15 protein-coding genes are annotated in these 14,971 nt (G+C 35.6%); all 15 read right to left on the bottom strand.

The features are described from left to right. Nucleotides 1–13: 13 nt before the first annotated feature. Nucleotides 14–760 (bottom strand): hypothetical protein, encoded by a 747-nt coding sequence (locus tag ABMA70_RS10540; RefSeq protein WP_392993632.1) that lies wholly within the window; start codon nt 758–760, stop codon nt 14–16. 94 nt (nt 761–854) lie between these two features. Next, the gene (tig, locus tag ABMA70_RS10535; protein ID WP_103217589.1) at nt 855–2,135 is read right to left on the bottom strand and encodes a trigger factor; all 1,281 of its coding nucleotides are present in this window, start codon (nt 2,133–2,135) and stop codon (nt 855–857) included. A gap of 103 nt (nt 2,136–2,238) precedes the next feature. Further along, a complete protein-coding gene (gene truA / locus ABMA70_RS10530; protein ID WP_392993637.1) occupies nt 2,239–3,003 on the bottom strand; it encodes a tRNA pseudouridine(38-40) synthase TruA in 765 nt (254 codons plus the stop codon). Beyond that, entirely contained in the window at nt 2,990–3,964 is a 975-nt protein-coding gene (locus tag ABMA70_RS10525; protein WP_103217587.1) for a hypothetical protein, read from the bottom strand. The genes truA and ABMA70_RS10525 overlap by 14 nt, the downstream gene beginning before the upstream one ends. After that, nucleotides 3,945–4,706 carry a CDP-diacylglycerol--serine O-phosphatidyltransferase gene (gene pssA, locus ABMA70_RS10520; protein WP_103217586.1) on the bottom strand — a complete coding sequence of 254 codons (762 nt, stop codon included), beginning with the start codon at nt 4,704–4,706 and terminating at the stop codon, nt 3,945–3,947. The genes ABMA70_RS10525 and pssA overlap by 20 nt, the downstream gene beginning before the upstream one ends. Nucleotides 4,707–4,717: 11 nt before the next feature. Then, nucleotides 4,718–5,164 (bottom strand): hypothetical protein, encoded by a 447-nt coding sequence (locus ABMA70_RS10515; RefSeq protein ID WP_392993640.1) that lies wholly within the window; start codon nt 5,162–5,164, stop codon nt 4,718–4,720. A gap of 177 nt (nt 5,165–5,341) precedes the next feature. Beyond that, nucleotides 5,342–5,938 (bottom strand): hypothetical protein, encoded by a 597-nt coding sequence (locus ABMA70_RS10510; protein ID WP_392993643.1) that lies wholly within the window; start codon nt 5,936–5,938, stop codon nt 5,342–5,344. Beyond that, nucleotides 5,938–7,488 (bottom strand): RIP metalloprotease RseP, encoded by a 1,551-nt coding sequence (gene rseP / locus ABMA70_RS10505; protein ID WP_103217583.1) that lies wholly within the window; start codon nt 7,486–7,488, stop codon nt 5,938–5,940. Before rseP ends, ABMA70_RS10510 begins: the two co-directional genes overlap by 1 nt. 8 nt (nt 7,489–7,496) lie before the next feature. Beyond that, nucleotides 7,497–8,315, bottom strand: a complete 819-nt coding sequence (locus tag ABMA70_RS10500) for a phosphatidate cytidylyltransferase (protein ID WP_103217582.1) — start codon at nt 8,313–8,315, stop codon at nt 7,497–7,499. An 11-nt stretch (nt 8,316–8,326) separates the two neighbouring features. Further along, nucleotides 8,327–9,079 carry a polyprenyl diphosphate synthase gene (uppS, locus tag ABMA70_RS10495; protein WP_103217989.1) on the bottom strand — a complete coding sequence of 251 codons (753 nt, stop codon included), beginning with the start codon at nt 9,077–9,079 and terminating at the stop codon, nt 8,327–8,329. 18 nt (nt 9,080–9,097) lie between these two features. Then, entirely contained in the window at nt 9,098–9,655 is a 558-nt protein-coding gene (gene frr, locus ABMA70_RS10490; RefSeq protein WP_103217581.1) for a ribosome recycling factor, read from the bottom strand. A 17-nt stretch (nt 9,656–9,672) separates the two neighbouring features. Further along, the gene (pyrH, locus tag ABMA70_RS10485) at nt 9,673–10,380 is read right to left on the bottom strand and encodes a UMP kinase (protein ID WP_021268728.1); all 708 of its coding nucleotides are present in this window, start codon (nt 10,378–10,380) and stop codon (nt 9,673–9,675) included. Nucleotides 10,381–10,458: 78 nt separating this feature from the next. Beyond that, entirely contained in the window at nt 10,459–11,343 is an 885-nt protein-coding gene (tsf, locus tag ABMA70_RS10480) for a translation elongation factor Ts (protein WP_103217580.1), read from the bottom strand. Between the two features lie 26 nt (nt 11,344–11,369). Beyond that, nucleotides 11,370–12,149: a 30S ribosomal protein S2 gene (gene rpsB / locus ABMA70_RS10475; RefSeq protein WP_103217579.1), complete on the bottom strand. Its 780-nt coding sequence runs from the start codon at nt 12,147–12,149 to the stop codon at nt 11,370–11,372. A 185-nt stretch (nt 12,150–12,334) separates the two neighbouring features. Beyond that, nucleotides 12,335–14,776 carry a DNA translocase FtsK gene (locus tag ABMA70_RS10470; protein WP_103217578.1) on the bottom strand — a complete coding sequence of 814 codons (2,442 nt, stop codon included), beginning with the start codon at nt 14,774–14,776 and terminating at the stop codon, nt 12,335–12,337. Nucleotides 14,777–14,971 lie beyond the last annotated feature (195 nt).

The raw sequence follows: 14,971 nt of genomic DNA, 5'->3' as shown, positions 1-14,971 counted from the left end.
GCTTTTTCTTTATTTAAAACGTATAACCTAAACTTAGACCATATGTGAAATCATCAGAATTTCTATCTTCATAAGAAGAGTTTAAAAATGAATAGCCTGTCTCCACTTGAACATACGCACTATCGAAATCAAATCGTACTCCAGGGAGAACTAAGATAACTTCTGGAGACTGTTGTCCATCATAAGAAACCGTCGCACCATCTTTAAGAACTCCATCAACTTTATATTCCATAAATACTGTATTTAAGTAAAATAGCATCGATGGATTCACACGGTAACCAATATTTAACGAAGCTCCTAGAGACTTGGCCTTTAGATCTGTTGTATATACCGTTGAATCAGTATTTAAAGATCCATCTTCATGATAACCAAAACCAAACTCTCCTTGCACAGACATCTTTAAACCAACTGTCTTTCTATCTCCACCAATAAATTGATATTTTACTTTTAATAGGTCAGAAGTATCAGGATAAGTTTGTAGGCCAATATCTAGTCTTGGCAAGAGTCCAACATTCCCTTTGAAGGTAAGTAATGGCTCAGGTCCACTTACAGACTCATCAGTTGTTGTTCCGCTAATTATAAAATCATAGCCTTCTGCTAGATCAACATCATAACCACTAGCGACCCCTATTGCGACATCAAATTGTCCTAGTCCACCTGTTGTCTCAGGTCCATCCATACGAGAAGTTGGAATATTGTAATCAAGTTGAGCACAACTTACTAAGGTAGATAAAACAAATAAGAAACTAAGATATTTCATAAACTCTCCTATAATAAATATAATTAATTATATTAGAATTTATAAAAATTTGAAGACGGAACTAAAAAGCCCGCTAAAAGCGGGCCCAAAGGTATTATTTAATTTTTAATTCTGAGTGGAGTTTTGCAAAAGTTTTTTCTTCACGGATAGCATACATAAGGTTTGCTTTCATACGCTCATCTCTTGTGTAGAATTCTTTTACTTGGTCAGCAGTTAGACCTGAAAGGCTTGCACTTTCTTCGATTTTTGCATCAAAGTCAGCATCTGTTGATTCAACTTCGAACTTGCTTGCAAGGTGATCAAGGATTAGACCAGACTTAACTTGGAAAAGAGCTTTTTCATCTAAGTCACCTGCCCACTTCTCAAAGTACTCACCTAGCATATCTTCAGTGAAACCTTGTTGCTTAAGGTTGTTAGCAAGGTCATTCTTTAGGTGTTCTTTTTGTTGAGCAACCATAGTAGTTGGAACATCAAAGCTATTTTCAGAGATTAGTTTTTCAAGAATTTCTTGGTTTAACTTTTCAGCTGCTTGTCTTTCATTTTGCTTAGTTAGGTTTTCTTTTGTTTTTACTTTGAAATCTTCAACTGATTCAAATCCTAATTCTTTAGCTACTTCGTCAGTAAAATCTGGAAGTTTTCTTTCTTTAATTTCTAGAAGTTCAACGTGGAACTTAACATTTGCTTCTTTAAGCTCTTCTACGTGGTACTCAGATGGAAAAGTAACTTCTAAAGTTTTCTTTTCACCTGCTTTCATACCAACCATTTGATCTTCGAAACCTGGAATAAATTGTCCAGAACCGATCTCTAGAAGGTACTCTTCACCTTTCATATTTTCTGGTTTTTCACCATCAGCTTTTTCACCTTCGAAGTTCATAACTGCGAATAGTCCATTAGCTAGTGCTGTACCTTCAGCAGCTTCTACCATTTCTGCTCTTGGAGCTAGGTAGTTCTTACGTACTTTTTCAACATCTTCTTCAGTTACTTCAACAGCATCTTTTGTGAAAGAAAGCTTTGAGTAATCTTTAAGCTCAACAGTTGGGAAGATTTCAACTACTGCATCAAATGATACAGACTTTCCATCTTTGTAATCCATATTTTCAAAGTTAGGGTATCCAACTACTTTAAGATCTTCTTTATTAATTGCTTCAAATAATTCCTTTTGAACGAAACGATTTAGAGCATCACCTTCAACCTGTGGACGGTATAGTTTCTCAACCATAGCGATTGGCGCTTTACCTTTTCTGAAACCTTTGATTGAAACTGATTTTTGTTTCTCTTTAAGAGCAACAGTAATTTGTTCAGTTAGATCTAAGTTTTCGAATGAAAAAGATAATTTTTTTGTGCAGTCATTAACTTGTTCTACTTTATAAGTCATGAATAAATCCTCACTTCGCTATGCGACAATATTAACATTATGAATAGCCGAAATTAGCTAGAATATGGCAAAAAGTCAATGAATATAAGGGGTTTCAATTGGCCTAATACTCAACCTTAACCAAAAATAGGCCCTGTGGAGGTGCGGTCGGAGCGACCTTTTCAGTACTTGGCTCAGTCAATTGTTTCACAATAACTTCTTTTGAAATCTTGCCTTGAGCGTACGACCAAATACTTGAAACGATCAGACGAACCATCTGCTTTAGAAACCCATTACCTGTGATTTCTAAGATCAGGACATCTTCTTGTAAGCCTGGACCATAGCTCATTTGACTCTCTTTTATTGCGCAACTAGTCACTCTTCTAACTGTCGACTTTACGGGAGTACCTTTTGTGGAAAAGCCTTCGAAGTTATGCTCACCAATAAAAAGCTGGCAAGCTTCATTTAACTTATCGAGGCTCAGTTGCTTTCCTAGATAGGTCACATAGTTTTTCAAAAACGGATTTGATTCTCTTTTAAGAGAAAATACATAGCGATATGTCTTACTCTTTGAATTGAATACTGGTTGAAAATCTTCAGGGGCAAACTCGGAGTCAATAACTCTAATTTCCTCTGGTAACTGGCTATTTAATGCACGCATTAAAGCTTTTGGATCAATATCAATAGCAAGAGTTATACGAGTAACTTGATAGACAGCGTGAACACCTGTATCTGTTCTTCCGCAACCTACAACTTGTAACTCATCCGATTTTGAAATTTGCTTTAAAACTCTTTCGATCTCACCTTGAATACTTTGTTGGCCAATTTGTTTTTGCCAACCAAAGTAATTAGTTCCATCGTATGAAAAAGTAACTTTATAGATACTCAAAGTTGAAACCTATCCCAAAAGACATTCCACTTACGCTAAAGTCTTCTCTTTTAAATCCTGAAATATCCATGGTTTTGGCCATGAGGCTAATGCTCATATCACTAACATCACTGAACTTTTTAAGATCCATTCCAAAGTTTGGGAAGATATTATAAATTGAAAAATCAATTGAAGCAGAAGCATTATAACCATAACCTACTTGGCGAATATCTTTATCATCATCGCCTTGCTCACGGTCATCTCTGTTTTGCCATATTGGAGCAACCACAGCTCCACCTTGTGCTGTTATTGATACTTTCTTTCCAAAATTTAATTTTGCCCCAAGGTTTAAATCAATTGGAAATAGCCATAGGTTAAACGTTGTACGAGAAAGAGAGCCGTCTCCAAACTTTCCTTTTCCAGAGTTGAATGAAACTCCAAGATTTCCTTGAAAGAAAGTAGAGACAATATTTCGTTGAAAATATTTTCTATAGTTAAATGTTAAGTAACCTGCTTGAACAGAGTCAGCCGCTGAGTCATCACTTTGGAAAGTCGACTCAAAAGTTCCCGTGCTATCAGCGTAGTCAAAAGTATCGTAGATATACGTAAAGCCAATTTGAGTATCAGCTTTCTGATACATATCTCTTAATAAGTCTTCTGTTTTATACTCAACATATGAATTCGGACTTGGGTCTATCAGAATTGAACCTTCATCAGTAGCTGTTTTTAGCCACTCTTTATCTTGCGAGTTCATTACTGCATTTTTTAGCTCTTCTTCAGTATACTGCTGAGGTGTTGAACCAAAAATATTTGGAAATGAGTTCTTATCTTCTTCTTCACTTGTACCGTTATCATTTTCATAAGGAGAAGTTGATGAGTCTAGCTCACCAGGTAGAGGTTGATTAAAATCAACAGAGAAACTCTTCCCACTAACAATTAATAATGTACAAATTAAGAGTTTTTTAAGACTCGCTTTCTTCATCTTTTTCTTCCCAGTCGAATAGTTCAACTTTAGTATCCTTATTAAAAATATTATACACTAAACATCCAACAACATAGGCAGTAATCAGCACAAAAATCATTAGTTGCTCGTAAATAAGGATTAATACTAGAATGAGAAGAATTAATGCAAGGACCTTGCGGCGATTTTTTCTTACGTAATCCGAGTTTTTAAACGAATTAAACGGAATATTTGAGATCATTAGTAGGGAATAGAAAATTACATATGCAGCAGCGTAATAACTTTGATACTCACCAAAGTTAAACTCCAGCGTTACCATTATAAATCCAATAATCGCAAGTGCTCCTCCTGGAATTGGAAGACCTTGGAAATAATTAGATGGAACCTTATTAATATTAGCATTAAATCTTGCAAGTCTTAGAGCACCACAAAGTAGATATAAGAATGAAATCACCATTCCCGGACGACCTAAGTTTTGAAAGAACTTAAAATAGATAATTAAAGCCGGCGCCATCCCAAAAGAGATGACATCACTAATTGAATCAAATTGTTCACCAAATTGAGACTGAGTACCAGTCAAACGTGCAACTCTCCCATCAACACTATCAAAAATTGCACCTAATAGTAGAATCATACATGCAGGATAAAACATTCCCTTCATGGCCATGATAATTGATGCGAAACCGCAGCCCATATTTAAAGCAGTAAATATATTAGGTAAGAAAAAAGTTAGTTTATGTGGTTGTCCGTCATATCTAGTCATTTGAATTCCTTTTATTCTTCTAAGTAGCGACCTACTATCGTTTCTCCACCCCTAACCTTTTCATTAACGGCCACGAGGAGTTCAGAGTTTTCAACTTGCATCTTGACGGTAGCACCAAATGGATAAAAGCCAATATCAACTTGCCTTCTTCCTAGGTCTCCCGGTAGTACAATTAACTCTGGGTCACGTTTAAAAAATGAATTTATAAAATACAATCTAATCTTTCTCTCATTAGAGTCTTCTAACGTAACTTTTGTTCCAAAGTCTTTATCTTTGAAGATCACGTTATTTACTCTCGCTGAAATTGGTAAATATATCCCATATCCACTCAATAGTCCCATTCTTATTGATAACTCTGAAACTTCATTAGAAATTTTATCAATACCAATAACCTTTCCTGTTACAGGCGCATAGATAGAGCCACGAGTTGTAACTTGGTCTTCTTTGAATGAGCTCAATTTTCTTCTAAATAAGAAAAGAAATAATCCTACAATAACAAAGAAAAATAAGAATAAATAAAAGCCGAATAATAGTAATAATAGAAATGCTACTACTATAATAAAGTTGATTGTGGACTTTGATAGATAAAATATTTTCACTTTAATAATTTATCAATATTCAACTGACATGTCATACTAAGACTTTTTAAATTCGACGTGAAGAGGTCGAAAATAGTATGGCCTCTGTCTCATTTTCTCACTTACAACTTTAGCAAAGATTGAGGCAGGATTCTTACGAAGAACCTCTCTTGTATCCCCTTCGCAGCGATCAGAAAGCTCATTTTCTCCATGAGTATATAAAAGCGACTTATCCACAATACCGGAGCAAAACGCTTCAAATTCTTCTTGTGTAAGAAGCTTTTCATTGTCATTTGTACGAATATAATACTCTTTTTTAAAAGCAGGGAACATCCAATGAGTTGAATCCTCTCCAAGAATACTTGGAATATCTGAACTGTAAAAAGAGTAAACTTCAATATCATCTAACTCAAAAATTTGAGCAAGGCCTTCCCCGACCCTCATTCCAGTATAAGATCCTGGGCCAGCAATTGAGATAAGACCTTTAATATGACTTATATCAAAACCGTTCTTTGAAAGTAGAGCGTGAATATTTTCATGAAGAACCTCAGAGGTCTTCTTAGTTTCAACAACAACATCTTCTATCCAAGAGAAGTTCTCATCAAGAATTCCAAAGTGCAGAAGATGTGATGTATCTATAAATAAGTAAATCATTAGAAGAATCGCGTAAAATCGTTAAATAATGCACCAATCATTAATAGTAATAAGATCGAGAGTCCAAATTGCTGAGCAATTTCTAACTTTCTTCTTGAAAGTGGTCCACCGTTAATCGCTTCTAAAATAAGAAAAACAATATGCCCACCATCTAATACTGGAATTGGGAAAAGATTAATAACACCAAGGTTGATAGAGATCAGCGCCATCAACTGGAAAAAATAAGAGATTGAAGTATTAAAAGAATCAGAAGCAACTTTTCCAATTGTAAGTGGCCCACCAATATTCTTTAGAGAAACCTCTGCCGTGATTAGCTTTTTAAAGCCTTCAAATGTTTTAACAACTCCATCCCAAGTACGATAAAAGCTTCTTGGAATTGCCTTAAAGAAATTCATCGGTTCAGTTGTAACATACTTCCCGGCAGCATAAATACCGTTGCTGTAAACACCGATTAGCTTAACAGTCACTCCATTTTCAGTTCTAACATCAGGTGTGATATTAAATTCTTTAATCTCACCTTTTCTGATAACTTTCAGTGAAGCTTGACCTTCGTTTTCCTGAATCTCACCTCTAAGTTCATCAAATGAATTAACCTCTTTTCCATTGACCGTAGTGATAATATCACCGGCCAAAAGACCTGCCTTATCTGCAGGAGACTTCATTTGAACACTTTTAACAACTAAGTCCATTGGGAAATAGTTATTAGTAAATAGGGCATGCTTAAGACCATTTGTTACATCTAAGTGAGTAACAGGTTTAGCATCTTTATCGAAAATTGGCTGACTAGTTTCATTATCAATAGACTTAATCGGATAAATATCTAAGTGACCACCCTCAACTGCTAATTCCTCTAGGCTGTAATCAATATTTGGCCCCTTCCCTTTTGAAACAATAAACAGATTTCCATCTGCTGATTTAACAATTGGAAGAAGTAAGAAAGGTGGATAATTAACCATCTCTTCAAAAAATTGCTCAGGTTTCATATCAACCTTCACAACTTCTTTCTTCCCAAGGCGAACAACTGTTAGTGAGCTAATATGCCCATCACTCTCCAGAACGATATCGCTAGGAGAAGTAACTAGATGCTCGTTTACTTTATTTACAATATCACCACTTCTAAAACCTAATTTATAAAAGCGAGTTTCTTTCGCTACATTTCCAATTTTAATTTCTGGAACTTTTTCTCCTGTCAGGAAAAGGGCAAAGAAAATAAAGAAAGCAAGGATGAAGTTAGCAAGTGGACCACCGAATACGATCCAAAATCTTTGCCATTTCTTCTTATGAATAAAAGAGAACTTCTTTTCTTCTTCAGAGATACCATCTTTATTGAATGGGTCATCCCCAAACATCTTAACGTAACCACCAAGTGGAATTAGTGAGATTGCGTACTCTGTATCACCTTTTTTCCATCTAAATAATTTTGGACCAAAGCCAATTGAAAAAACTTCAACTCTTACTCCAAAAAGTCTGGCAAATAAGAAGTGTCCTAATTCATGAAAAAATACTAGTGGCCCTAAAAATAAAATAAATATAACTATTTTCTCTAACATACTAACCCTTATAAAATTTTATAACTCAACAATAGTGTGTAAAACGGAATGACAAAAAGAAGACTATCGATTCGATCGTAAACTCCTCCGTGTCCAGGAATTAAATTCGAGCTATCCTTTACACCTATTTGTCTTTTCAATTTAGACTGAATCAAATCCCCGACCTGACTCAAAATACCTAAAATAAAAAAGATCAGTATATATTTTACCGCAAAATCGCCTATTAAATAATACCAAACTAAAGTTCCTAATAATCCTGATGTTGCAGCACCTCCAATTAGGCCCTCAACAGTTTTATTAGGGCTTACGGCCGCCCACAATTTCGTTTTTCCGAAGTTCTTACCAAAGAACCATGCGCCCGTATCCATCCCAAAGTTAAAAACTAATAGAATAATAACAAGAGCTTGCCAGTTGCTTCGATTAAGAAGTGAATGAAGATTAAGAAATGGGATCAAAAACATCACCATACTCAAGATAGTAACTCGTTTAAGTAAATTAACAAAATTCATCGACTCCATTGGAGAAACGAACAAGTAACCAATTAGAACAAGATTTAAAAGACAGCCAATAGAAGGAATTAAAAAACCTTCAAAAACATGAGGATTGTTCATCGCCCAGAATTGGATTCCAAGTAAGAAAACAAAATTAATCAGTGTGAAAATCCCTGTAACTTTAAGGGACAGAAAGTTTTTAGCAAATTCATAAAAGCAAGCAGCACTTACAACGATAAGTAATGCTTCAATACCAATGACTCCAATAGAATATGCTAATGCGACGATACCTATCATTACAATGGCAGATAGGACTCTTTTTTGAGTATTTGTCATTTTAAATCCGTTTAATTTATTAATCTAATATTCTTTCTAATCTTATTTTTAGAAGCAGCAAGCGATTCAGTCTCAGAAACTTGTCCAAAACGTCTTTCACGTTTTTCAACTTCATAAATAATATTTTCAAATTCTTTACTTGTGAAATTTGGCCACATTGTTTCTGTAAAATACAGCTCACCATATGCAATCTGCCATAATAGAAAGTTTGAGATTCTTTGATCTCCCCCAGTTCTAATCATTAGGTCGACATCACCTAACTCAGGGGCATGAAGAGCTTGAGAGATATTCTCCTCAGTCACTTCAATATCTTCAGCAATTAGCTTATTTACCGCACTTATAATTTCTGCACGTCCACCATAGCCAAAAGCAAAAGTTAATTTTAATCCTGTATTATCTTTCGACTCTTCTTTTAGTCGATTAATAATTTCAATTGTATCTTTAGGAAGTTTTGAAATATCACCAATAATATTAAATTTAATATTATTTTTTAAAACTCTCGTTCTTTCTTTAATAAGGAACTTCTTTAAAAGAAGAAAAAGAGTTCTAATTTCAGAAGGTGGGCGGCCCCAATTCTCAGTAGAGAATGCATAAAGTGTTAGGGCCTTAATCCCCATGTCGTCAGCTTTTTCTACGACATCACTAACAACAGAACTTCCACGCACATGTCCCCATACACGACGATGGGCGCGGTTCTGTGCCCAGCGCCCATTGCCATCCATTATAATTGCAACATGTTTTAATTTAGAAGTTTGAAAGTTCATCATTAATTCAAATAAAGATTAAAGAGTAAGAAGCTCTTTCTCTTTAGCAGCAATGATTTCATCAACTTGTTTAGTATACTTATCAGTTACAGTCTGAATTTCAGTTTGAAATTTCTTAGAATCATCTTCAGAAATCTCTTTTGCTTTCTCAGCTTTTTTCACAAGTTCATTTCCATCACGACGTACGTTACGAATTGCAATCTTACTATCTTCACCAATTTTTTTAATTTCTTTTACCTGCTCTTTTCTTGTTTGCTCAGTTAGTGCAGGGAAAGCAATTCTAATTAGATTACCATCGTTTGATGGGTTTAGACCTAAGTTAGCATTGATAATTGATTTTTCAATTTCACTGATAAGTGTTTTATCAAATGGTTGAATCTGAAGAAGTCTTGCTTCTGGAGTTGAAATTTGTCCAACTTGATTAACAGGAGTTGGAGAACCATAGTAATCAACAGTTATACCATCTAAAACAGAAGCTGATGCACGACCAGTTCTGATTTTTGTTAATTGATGCTTTAAAGAATCAATTGATTTTGACATACCAGTTTCTAATGATGATTTAATTTCATTAATCATAATATACCTCTTATAAATTATTTAATAACTTTAGTTCCAATGCTTTCACCAGCTACGGCCTTAGCAATATTACCTTTTTCAAACATATTAAATACCACAATTTCCATCTCATTATCCATACAAAGTGAGATAGCTGCAGAATCCATTACTTTAATTCCTTTATTTAATACGTCGATATATTTTAATTGATCAAACTTAACTGCGTCATCATATTTCATTGGATCTTTATCATAGATTCCGTCAACTTTTGTTGCTTTAAAAATTACCTGTGCGTCAATTTCATTTGCTCTTAAAGCTGCCGCTGTATCTGTTGTGAAGTAAGGATTACCAGTACCTGCTGCAAAGATAACAACACGTTTCTTCTCAAGGTGTCTCTCTGCGCGACGTCTGATATAAGGTTCACAAACTTCTTGCATATTAATAGCCGACATTACTCTCGTAAATACACCTTTTTGCTCAAGAGAATCCTGCATAGCAAGCGCATTTATGACAGTCGCCAACATACCCATATGATCTGAAGAAGTACGGTCCATACCTCTTGTAGCACCTGCTACACCACGGTGAATATTACCACCACCAACAACGATCGCAACTTCAACACCCATTGCGACTAGCTCTTTAACCTCTTCTGAAATTTGGTTAAGAACATCGTGAGTTACACCATAACCAGCTTCACCAGCTAAGGCCTCACCAGAAAGTTTTAATAAAATTCTTTTATATTTCATAAATCCCCAATAACACTACACTGTAATTGCAAAAAAAAAGGGCTTAAAAAAGCCCTTTCTCGTATTTAGTAATTAATTTTACTGTTGAGTCATCTTAGCAACTTCTTCCGCTAAGTTGTCTTCTTTCTTCTCAATCCCTTCTCCAAGATTGATTTTGTGGAAAGCAGTTACAGTAATGTCACCACCAACTTTACCAGCTACATCAGCAACAAGCTTCTTGATAGTAAAGTCTGGGTTCTTGATGAAAACTTGCTCAAGAAGACATACTTCTTTTGCTAGCTTACCAAGTTTACCTTTAACGATCTGATCGATCATGTTTTCAGGTTTACCTTCTTCTTTAAGTTGAGCACGGTAAACTTCTTCTTCACGCTTTTTGTAATCTTCATCGATATCATCAGCAGTTAAGAAAGAAGGTGCAGCAGCTGCAACGTGCATTGCGATATCTTTTGCAAGTTCCGCAACTTCTGGAGCATCAGCTTTATCAGTAGCTAGATCAACTAGAACACCGATTTTTCCACCGTGGTTATACGATCCAAGAACACCTGTAGTTTCAACTGCAGCAAATCTTCTTAGGTCGATTTTCTCACCACATTTCATAGTAAGTTCAGTTGATTCAGAGTTCTTAGCTTCTTTAAGTTCTTCAATAGAAGCTGGCTTATTTGAAAGAGTCCATGCAGCAACTGTATTAGCGAAACCTTGGAAATCATCACCTTTAGCAACAAAGTCAGTTTCACAGTTAACTTCAAGAATAACACCTGCGTTCCCTTCTACTAGAGATACTACAGTACCTTCAGCAGCAACACGGCTTGCTTTCTTAGCAGCAGTTGCAAGACCTTTAGTTCTTAGGAAATCGATTGCCGCTTCCACATCACCGTTAGTCTCTGATAGAGCTTTTTTACAGTCCATCATTCCTGCACCAGTTTTTTCTCTTAATTCCTTAACAGCACTTGCCGTAATAGCCATTTTTTACCTCGCTAATTATTTATTAATTATTCTTCTTCACCAGCTAAATCGATGTCGTTCTCATACTTAGAAAGAATTTCTTCTTCTAGTGCCTTATCAGTAACTTGGTTACCAGCAGACTTAGATTTACCAGCATTTGATGCAATTGCACCTGCAAAGTAATCAGAGAATAGAGTGATCGATTTGATTGCATCGTCGTTACCTGGAACAACGTAGTCAACACCTTCTGGATCACAGTTAGTATCAACGATTGCAACAACAGGAATACCTAGCTTGTTAGCTTCTTTTACAGCAATTCTTTCATTGTTTGGATCAACAACAACAAGAGCACCTGGAAGCTTTCTCATATCCTTGATACCACCAAGGTTTTTCTCTAGCTTTTCAACTTCTTTACCAACTTTGATTCTTTCTTTCTTAGTTAGTAACTCGAAGTCACCTGTTTCTTTCATCTTTTCAACTTTTCTTAGTTTATCGATTGAAAGGTTGATTGTTTTGTAGTTTGTAAGCATCCCACCTAGCCATCTGTTAGTTACGTAGTATGCACCACAAGATGCAGCAGCATTCTTAACAGTTTCTGAAGCTTGTCTTTTTGTAGCTACGAAAAGAATTGGCTTACCTTCAGAAGAAGTTTTCTTAAGGAAGTCATAAGCTTTTTTTGCTAATGGAATTGTTTTAGCAAGGTCAACAATGTAGATACCGTTTCTCTCACCAAATACATATGGCTTCATTTTTGGGTTCCACTTGTGAGTCTGGTGACCAAAGTGTGCACCTGCTTTTAAAAGATCATTAATGTTTAATTCTGACATACGAACTCCTAAGTTGGTTAATTACACTAACTCGAACCGAACGGACCAACCTTCGAGCAGTAGTTTATTTCGCGATATTGCGATGGTGCATTTTTAACACGATGACACTATGGATTCAATATTTTTTTGTAATATTTTTAGAGGAATTATTGGCCCTAACTTACCGAAAGAAAGGGCCTTTTGAATTATAGAGTTGGTGAACTTCCATCAACAAGAACGCGACGCGGCTTAGCACCCTGAGCAGGTCCTACTACCCCGCGCTTTTCAAGTTCTTCAATAAGATTTGCTGCTCTATTGTAACCAATTCTCAATCTTCTTTGCAGCATAGAAGCTGACGCCGAGCGAGATTCCATTACGACTTTAACAGCTTCATCATAAAGAGAATCACCTGAACTTGATGAAGATGCAGGTGTGATATGTGAACCATAAGAGTATTCATCTGTTTCAACTTCACCACCATTCTCAAGAAATTCCATTGCTTTTTCATCGAATCCTGATTCAAGCGCTTCAAGTTTTTGAGTTAAGGCTTCGATTTCTACTTCATCTACATATGAAGAGTGAACACGCTGAGTATTAATACCGTGTTTGTAAAGCATATCCCCTTTCCCAAGAAGTCTCTCAGCCCCAATTTTATCAAGAATAGTACTTGAGTCAGTTCTTGAAGATACTCTAAAGGCAACACGAGTTGGGAAGTTAGACTTGATAACACCAGTAATAACATCAACAGAAGGTCTTTGAGTTGCTAGAACTAAGTGAATTCCTGCGGCACGTGCTTTAGCTGCAATACGTGCGATATTATTTTCAATTTCTTTACCGGCCTTAGTAAGTACCAGGTCAGCAAACTCGTCTACAATAATAACGATATATGGTAATTCGTAATCTTCGGCTGTTGTATCTTCATAGTGATGGTGAATCTTAGCAAGCATTTCTGGAGTTGCTCTCTTGAGTTTTTCATTGAATCCAGAAATATTTCTAACACCAAATTCAGCAAGAATTCCGTAACGACGATCCATTTCCTGACATGCCCATAAAAGTGCAATTGAAGCAGTTTTTGCATCAGTTACAACAGGCATTAATAAGTGTGGAAGTTTAGCATATAGCGCCATTTCAAGTTGTTTAGGGTCAATAAGAATTAATTTCATCTTCTTAGGAGACTTCTTAACTAGAAGTGATACAAGAAGTGAATTAATAAATACCGACTTACCTGCACCTGTAGCACCTGCTACAAGCATGTGTGGACAAGTAGCTAAATCGATAACAAAAGATTCACCAAAAGCATTCTTCCCCATCGCAATAGGCAGAGAATATTTAGCATTTTGGAACTCTTTAGAACTTAAAACTTCATCTAAATATATGATATCACGAGGATTTCTTGGGACTTCAACACCGACAGTATCTTTCCCCATCATTGCAGGAACAACACGAATAGGTGCTCCATAGAGTGCTAAGGATAAATCATCAGCTAATCCTGCAATCTTAGAAACCTTAACACCGGCCCCTGGTCTAAATTCAAAAGTATCAACAACAGGACCTTTTAAAACGTTAACAATTTCACCCTCAATCTTAAACTCAGTAAGCTTAGATTCAAGAAGTGTAATAATTTGCTCAAAATATGCCTTATCAGGCTCATTCGAAACCTTCTCAATCGTAGCCTCTGTAGCAGTATCAACAATATTAAAATATTGGTTATCACTAGAAGTATCTGCCATACGATTAAGCGGAGCAGTTACAAGAATCTTCTTAACTTGCGGCTCTCTAGGAGTATTACTATCAACATCCTCACTAGGATCTTCTTCTTCAACATCAGGAGCTGTACGAACGACTGTATTTGATTCATCAAATGAAGGTCTCATAATTTGTGGCTTAATTACTGCTTCTTCAATATCCTCATCATCTTGTTCAATATTGTCAGTTTTCTCTTCAACAACAGTCTTAGACTTTAAGATATTTTGTGGTTTAATTTTATTGAGAGAAGCAAATAAAGATCCCTCTTTCTTAGTCTCATCCTTATCTTTATTATCGTCTTTTAGAATGCTATCCATTCTTTTTCGTAGACTATTATCATGCTCAATTTGCGCAACAGGTTTCTTTTTCTCAAATGGAGCAATGAGAGCTTGTTTGGCCTGAACCACTTTCTTAGGAGCGGCTTTAGTAAAATTAAATACTTTAATAATACTCTCTTTAAATCCACCTCTAAAAGTACCCAAAAGAAATAATCCAAAAGCGACACCGCTATAAATACCTAACCAAAGCGAAGTAAATGAATTTTTGAAAATATACTGTAGTCCAATTCCAAGAGCATCTTGAAATAGAAAAAATGAAATACTTCCAGCAAAGAAAAGTAATGGGAAAAAATTGAGGATATCCACCATATACTCTCTTCTGTCATATATAAATGTATGGCATAGAGCAAAAACGAAGAAAGGAATCAAAATCCAAGGCCCACTAAAGTAAGAGCCAAACTTAACCAATGAGAAAAAATAATAGCTAAGAATATTTCCTGAATTATTAGATGTAATCGTAAAGTAGTTATCCGGTAGATCATTTCCAAAGTAAAAAGAAACAAATGAAAATAATGTTAAGATAAACAGGGTAACTAGTTGAGTTTTAAGGATATTTTTCTTCATATTACTATTGTATATGAAATGATAGTAAAGGCAAAAGAAAAGGCCGAAAAGCCTTATTTAAGCATGAATTAGTGAATTAAGAATTTTATGGCCACAAATAAAAAAAGCCAGATCCTAAGATCTGGCTTTTTATATAGAAGGTGCATCTTCCTAGTCTCACACCAAGTGACCCTGGCACTACCTTCGGCGCAAGCG

Origin of the sequence: Halobacteriovorax sp. XZX-3 (assembly GCF_043196495.1) — a bacterium.
Classification (GTDB): domain Bacteria; phylum Bdellovibrionota; class Bacteriovoracia; order Bacteriovoracales; family Bacteriovoracaceae; genus Halobacteriovorax_A.
Note: the sequence above shows the minus strand (reverse complement) of the source record. Positions and strands in the feature narration are given on the sequence as shown.

Excerpts from the sequence above, each read along its gene's own strand:
- uppS (WP_103217989.1), bottom strand. The coding sequence starts at position 9,079 with ATGAACTTTCAAACTTCTAAATTAAAACATGTTGCAATTATAATGGAT.
- tsf (WP_103217580.1), bottom strand. The coding sequence starts at position 11,343 with ATGGCTATTACGGCAAGTGCTGTTAAGGAATTAAGAGAAAAAACTGGT.
- ABMA70_RS10470 (WP_103217578.1), bottom strand. The coding sequence starts at position 14,776 with ATGAAGAAAAATATCCTTAAAACTCAACTAGTTACCCTGTTTATCTTA.
- tig (WP_103217589.1), bottom strand. The coding sequence starts at position 2,135 with ATGACTTATAAAGTAGAACAAGTTAATGACTGCACAAAAAAATTATCT.
- ABMA70_RS10510 (WP_392993643.1), bottom strand. The coding sequence starts at position 5,938 with ATGATTTACTTATTTATAGATACATCACATCTTCTGCACTTTGGAATT.
- ABMA70_RS10525 (WP_103217587.1), bottom strand. The coding sequence starts at position 3,964 with ATGAAGAAAGCGAGTCTTAAAAAACTCTTAATTTGTACATTATTAATT.
- ABMA70_RS10540 (WP_392993632.1), bottom strand. The coding sequence starts at position 760 with ATGAAATATCTTAGTTTCTTATTTGTTTTATCTACCTTAGTAAGTTGT.
- pyrH (WP_021268728.1), bottom strand. The coding sequence starts at position 10,380 with ATGAAATATAAAAGAATTTTATTAAAACTTTCTGGTGAGGCCTTAGCT.
- rpsB (WP_103217579.1), bottom strand. The coding sequence starts at position 12,149 with ATGTCAGAATTAAACATTAATGATCTTTTAAAAGCAGGTGCACACTTT.
- pssA (WP_103217586.1), bottom strand. The coding sequence starts at position 4,706 with ATGACTAGATATGACGGACAACCACATAAACTAACTTTTTTCTTACCT.
- frr (WP_103217581.1), bottom strand. The coding sequence starts at position 9,655 with ATGATTAATGAAATTAAATCATCATTAGAAACTGGTATGTCAAAATCA.
- ABMA70_RS10500 (WP_103217582.1), bottom strand. The coding sequence starts at position 8,315 with ATGACAAATACTCAAAAAAGAGTCCTATCTGCCATTGTAATGATAGGT.
- rseP (WP_103217583.1), bottom strand. The coding sequence starts at position 7,488 with ATGTTAGAGAAAATAGTTATATTTATTTTATTTTTAGGGCCACTAGTA.